Raw genomic sequence first — 4,941 nt, 5'->3', positions numbered from 1 at the left:
AGTGGGTCAGTTTTCAACCGGTAGGGTGGGTCAGTTTTGCATCGGTACTGACACATACAGGCCAAACGTTCAATACCCCGTCGCAACGCTAAAGCGTTATAGACCCCGTAATCATCGGTCATCAGATAGCCGCGATAATCACCCAGCAGGCGCAACGGCACCTCCTGCGCTCGGCTGGTGGTGTAGTCAAAAAGGATGACGGGGCGCTCAGGTGGCCCACTGGCTTCCCAATCGAACGTATTGCGCAGTACAGGCTAGGCGCTTACGCGAAGAGGCGATTGCCTTGCTGCCGGCACATCGAAGCATAGGTATCTACACAAATCCCGATCCTGGTCTATAAAGGGGCGGCATGGAAATCAAATGACCGGGCTAGATGCCCCGACTGACCAAACGGTACGTGTGCCGTCAGTTGGCGTCTAATGCGGGCAGACGGTGAGTTGCTGAGCAAACACGGGACTTTTTGGTCCGACTGTCCGGTCGACAGATGAAGCGTTCGCAGCCGGTAACGGTTTCTGCGGTGCTGGCTGACTTGTACGTGCTTTGGCCATGTGCGAGACGTTGGAGCAATACACTCCTCAGGAACTGGCGGGATTTGCTAAAGAAGCCATCGGCTGGGTGGCCAGCCGAAGACTTTAGAGATGTGTAGATACCGATGCACATCGAAGACCAGCCAGGACTCGGCCGTAATAGGGTGCACGCACGGCCTCTCTGAAAGACACGCCAACCGTAAATGAGGGAGTAGTTCGTTGAGGATGTTCCTAGATTGCGAATTTACCCAGATCAATCAGGACTCGAAGCTCATAACTCTAGCGCTGGTGGCAGAGTCAGGCGAATAGTTTTACGTTGAGTTGACGGGAACCTATTCTGTCGAGGACTGCAGCGATTTCATTATCCAATATGTTTTGCCGCAGCTCGATCCTTTGCAATATGGCCAGTCCCTTTTTTGGGGCTCGAGCCTCGCTCAGAAGGTTTCTAGGATGCTTCGGAGAGGAGCTTGAGGTGTGTTCAGATGCGCCAAATTGGGATTGGGAGTTTTCTATGATCTCGTTTGTGCAGATTGTCGACCCTGGCCAGTCCAGGTTGTGAATCTACCGACCGACCTTACAAGCTTTTTCAATCAGGTGAGTGCGGAAGCTCTTGAAGGGGTAGAGCTTTCCGATCCGCCACACCATGCATTACTAGATGCCCGAATGCTTGCAGAACTTTTCAAGATCTTGGTCTCCCGGCTTGTTTTGTCACCATAGAGGCGCGTCACGGCGTAGGCCGATCAGCTTTGGACGTTGTACTGATTCGAGTTTCACCATCGGTGGGGGGCAGAACTGAATTATCTCGAATTATGGCTTAGCCATAATTATTGCTGAGCCATAATTTCTCATTTTGAAACGCTTCTGTTCAGGCATTGGAGCAACACGTCGACATCAAAACAAGCGGAGCCTCCCGCAGTTTTTGCGACGTCAAACTGCAGACAAGGTTGGTTCATGAATGATCCTCGTACCCCCATCATTAGTTCTGCAAACCGCGTTGAGAGCAAGACTGCGCCGGTGCATACTGAACCGATGAAAGCTCATCCCTCCGTATCCCGAACTCTCGAACGGTTGGCGGCTGACATGAATACGTACTTGGAGCGAATGCCTCTGGATACGCATCTGGTCACTCGCATTACTTCGTTAGTCGATTAGATTGATGTTGACTTCAATGCCCCGCTTGGCCGAAAACGAATAAAACAGGCAAGCGATACTGGGCTCGCTTACACGGAGATACTAAATCCAAACGTTTGATCAACATATCGTGAGTAAAACACCGAACCTACCCAAGTAGCATGGTTTACGGGCGCGACTAAGTTGTTCGATCTGCGACGAGGATTAGTCAGGGTTACATATCGTTACACACTTGGGAGCGTCCGGTTGTTGTGATCGTATCGAGCTTCTAATGGTTACAAAAGAATCTTGACATGAAGGCCGGATTGGCATTTTATGTGGCGGTGAACTTTTCAGACGGATTAAGAAGTGCACCAATTAAGAAAGATGACGTTGATATTTTCTGGCGTAGCATGCGCCAGCCTCATAAGGCTATGTTTTGTGTTTATGACCCTGTTGCCCCCGCTATATACTATTCCTCTGGATGTAGTCGCAGATCGAATCTGTAGCCTGCATTTTATGTCTGTTTCCCCTTTTTTCTGAGCACTAGCACGGTATATTTTTATAGATATTGTGTGGCGCTGCTCGTTTGGTGGCAGGCATGCCCGATTGTTTCTCGATAGACACAATTTCTTTCAGTGCGTCATATTTTGGCGTTTGAAGTTTCATATTCCATAATGATATTGTTGGGGTGTTGCCGTGTCAGAGCGAATTAAAGTAGTTGTTTCTGGTGCAGATCGTTTGGCCCATGCCTATATTTCTAAATTAAATCCTACGCGTTATGACGTGAACTTAATTCCAGAGTCATTTCCTGATCAGGTGCGAGTTATTTCCGCAGTCACTGATGCTCATATCTATATTCATGCCGGTGAGGAGGTGCTGACTGGCGCGATCCTGCAGCACGCTGAGAAACTGAAGCTAGTGGCGTGCCTGGCCTCTGGTGCTGAGCACTTGGTCGATATTGATGCGGCTGATCGGTTGGGTATCGCGGTTACCAATACGCCAGGCTTGAAAGTGATGTACGAAGCTATGGGTGAGTTCCTAGTGGGATTGGTAATTGCATTACGCCGAAAGTTGATCTACTTCCACACGGAGCAAAAAAGTGGTCGCCTGCATGAAACGGACACTCCGCTGCTGAAGGATGCGGTGATTGGTATCATCGGTATGGGCAAGGTCGGCTCCAGAGTTGCCCGGATGATGCACGATGCGTTCAAGTCCAAGATCGTTTACACCGCTAACTCGCCAAAACCCGACATAGAGCGCGATACTCAGGCCCAGCGATTGTCGATGAAGTCATTGCTAGAAAGTAGTGACGTTGTGATTCTGGCCTGCCCGTATAACGATTCCACACTGGGTTTCATCGGAGACCAAGAGCTTGCTCTGATGAAAGCCTCGGCCATCCTGATCAATACGTCGGAGTCCTCGTTGGTTGATGGCCGGGCGGTCTACAAGGCCCTACTTGAGCAGAAAATTGCTGGGGCTGCGTTTGACGACAAGAACTGGGATGCGCCACCGCTTATCAAGAATGGCGAGGCGATCAACATGCCGATCGCTATGCTCGAGCTGCCTGATGATCGTTTCATCTGTACACCCTATGTAGGAGCCATGACCTCTGCCGTGTGGGATGAGATGGCGAGTGTGGCAATCGGCTCGGTTCTCCACTACGTCGAGCATGGGACTGACATACATCTTTACAACCGGAACTTGGATACGGCCAAGCATACGCAACGTGCTGGCGCTGATTCGTCCCGTGCTGCAGTACTGGAAGGCTGAGTCGTATGAACGACGCTATAACGCAACTACGTCTGCAGCGGACACTGCATGGCAACGAGTCAGTCGAACTTCTCTTTCCTGGAGAGCCTGGTTACGATGAAGGTCGCCAGGTCTATAACAGGATTCACGATCTGCACCCCTTGGTCATCGTGCGCAGCCTTAATCAAGCGGTTATCCGAGCAGTGCTCGAGGTGGTTGCTGATAACCAGCTTGAGCTCGCCATCCGTGGTGGAGGGCATCATATTGCTGGCTTCGGCTCGACCGAAGGTGGTGTGTTACTCGACTTCTCTCCATTCAATGGCGTGGAAATCGACATGCTTCAGGGCATCGCTAGGGTTCAGCCTGGTGCCCGCTTGAGGGAGGTAGACACGGCATTGTGTCCTCAAGGATATGTTGTGCCGACCGGGACGGTCAGTGATACCGGGATTGCCGGGCTGACTCTTGGTGGTGGTATCGGTTGGTTCGTCGGAACCTTGGGCTTTACTTGCGACAACCTGGTAGGCGCCGATGTGATGCTTGCTAGTGGCGAGGTCGTTAGGGTCGAAGACCCCCAGCATCATGATCTGCTATGGGGGCTTCGGGGGGGTGGCGGTAATTTTGGCGTTGTGCTTGAGTTTCGGTATCGCCTATCGAAGCTGCCCAAAGTCTACTGCGGTTCGATCATGGTTGCGTCACATGATATCCCCCGAGTGCTTCCGCAACTGGCGACTTATATGGAGCAGGTTTGCCCTGCGAATTTGGTACTAGCTCCTGTCTTCACTCCAAGCGCAGAGAGTAATCATTGCCTTTTATCGATTGACTTCTGCCTCAGCGACTATCAGGACATGGATGCTATCAAGGCGTTAGAAGGCGCGCTGAATCTTGCCGGTAGTCACAAGTTCGTAACGGACGACTTCAGAGCCTGGCAGGCTTGGTTCGATGATAGATTCCAACCACCGATGAGGGGGTACTGGAAGTCGGTTTGCTTGGATGATTTTAACAGTCGCACGATGGATACATTGTTAACTGCAGCGTCGTGTATGCCTGGCAAACGATGTAGCATTACCATCGAACATCTGAACAAGTCGCGACGTCTGGCTGAAACTAGTGATTCTGCTTTCCCTCTTAAGTCGAGAGGTTACGGTATCTTGTTTTCTGCCCGCTGGGTTGAAGCACAGGACGATAAGACTTTTGTCCACTGGGTCAAAGCTGCTGCGCTAGAGGTTGCGGGAAGTGATGAAGTTACCTCATATTCAAACTACTCTTTAGCTGATGGCTCGTCACGTACGACATTTAGCGGCAGCGATAACGAGCGCTTGATTAATATCAAAAAAAGGTATGATGAAAACAATATGTTCAGGCGGAATCACAATATTCTTATTGCAAGATAAGATGATAATGGCGTAACTAATTAATGGCGATGGAGTAGGGTATTAGGAGGCTTGGGCGCCAACTATTTAAGTTGGTAGTCGTGAGTTCGAGTCTCACTCTCTTCCACGATTTTTACCCGGTCGCAGCTGTTTTTGCGTTCGGGAAGCAAGACGTAAAGCGG

General features: G+C 50.7%; 2 protein-coding genes, 1 tRNA gene and 1 pseudogene. 3 read left to right on the top strand and 1 reads right to left on the bottom strand.

Features of this window, described 5'->3' with window-relative positions; genetic code table 11:
- Positions 1-227: pseudogene (locus BK662_RS15720) on the bottom strand (IS66 family transposase); the annotation flags it as partial.
- A gap of 2,109 nt (positions 228-2,336) precedes the next feature.
- On the opposite strand from BK662_RS15720, the gene BK662_RS15710 reads away from it, so the two are divergent.
- The 3 genes from BK662_RS15710 (at position 2,337) to BK662_RS34810 (ending at position 4,886) form a co-directional block, all read left to right on the top strand.
- Positions 2,337-3,410, top strand: a complete 1,074-nt coding sequence (locus BK662_RS15710) for a D-isomer specific 2-hydroxyacid dehydrogenase family protein (RefSeq protein WP_123358809.1) — start codon at positions 2,337-2,339, stop codon at positions 3,408-3,410.
- 5 nt (positions 3,411-3,415) lie between these two features.
- Positions 3,416-4,780, top strand: coding sequence for an FAD-dependent oxidoreductase (locus BK662_RS15705; protein ID WP_123358808.1), 1,365 nt, complete (start codon positions 3,416-3,418; stop codon positions 4,778-4,780).
- Between the two features lie 31 nt (positions 4,781-4,811).
- A tRNA-Lys gene (locus tag BK662_RS34810) sits at positions 4,812-4,886 on the top strand.
- Positions 4,887-4,941: the final 55 nt, after the last annotated feature.

The sequence above is a fragment of the Pseudomonas frederiksbergensis genome, from assembly GCF_003732275.1.
GTDB classification, from domain to species: Bacteria; Pseudomonadota; Gammaproteobacteria; order Pseudomonadales; family Pseudomonadaceae; genus Aquipseudomonas; species Aquipseudomonas frederiksbergensis_H.
The sequence above is the reverse complement of the archived record's forward strand: the minus strand, read 5'-3'. Positions and strand labels throughout refer to the sequence as shown.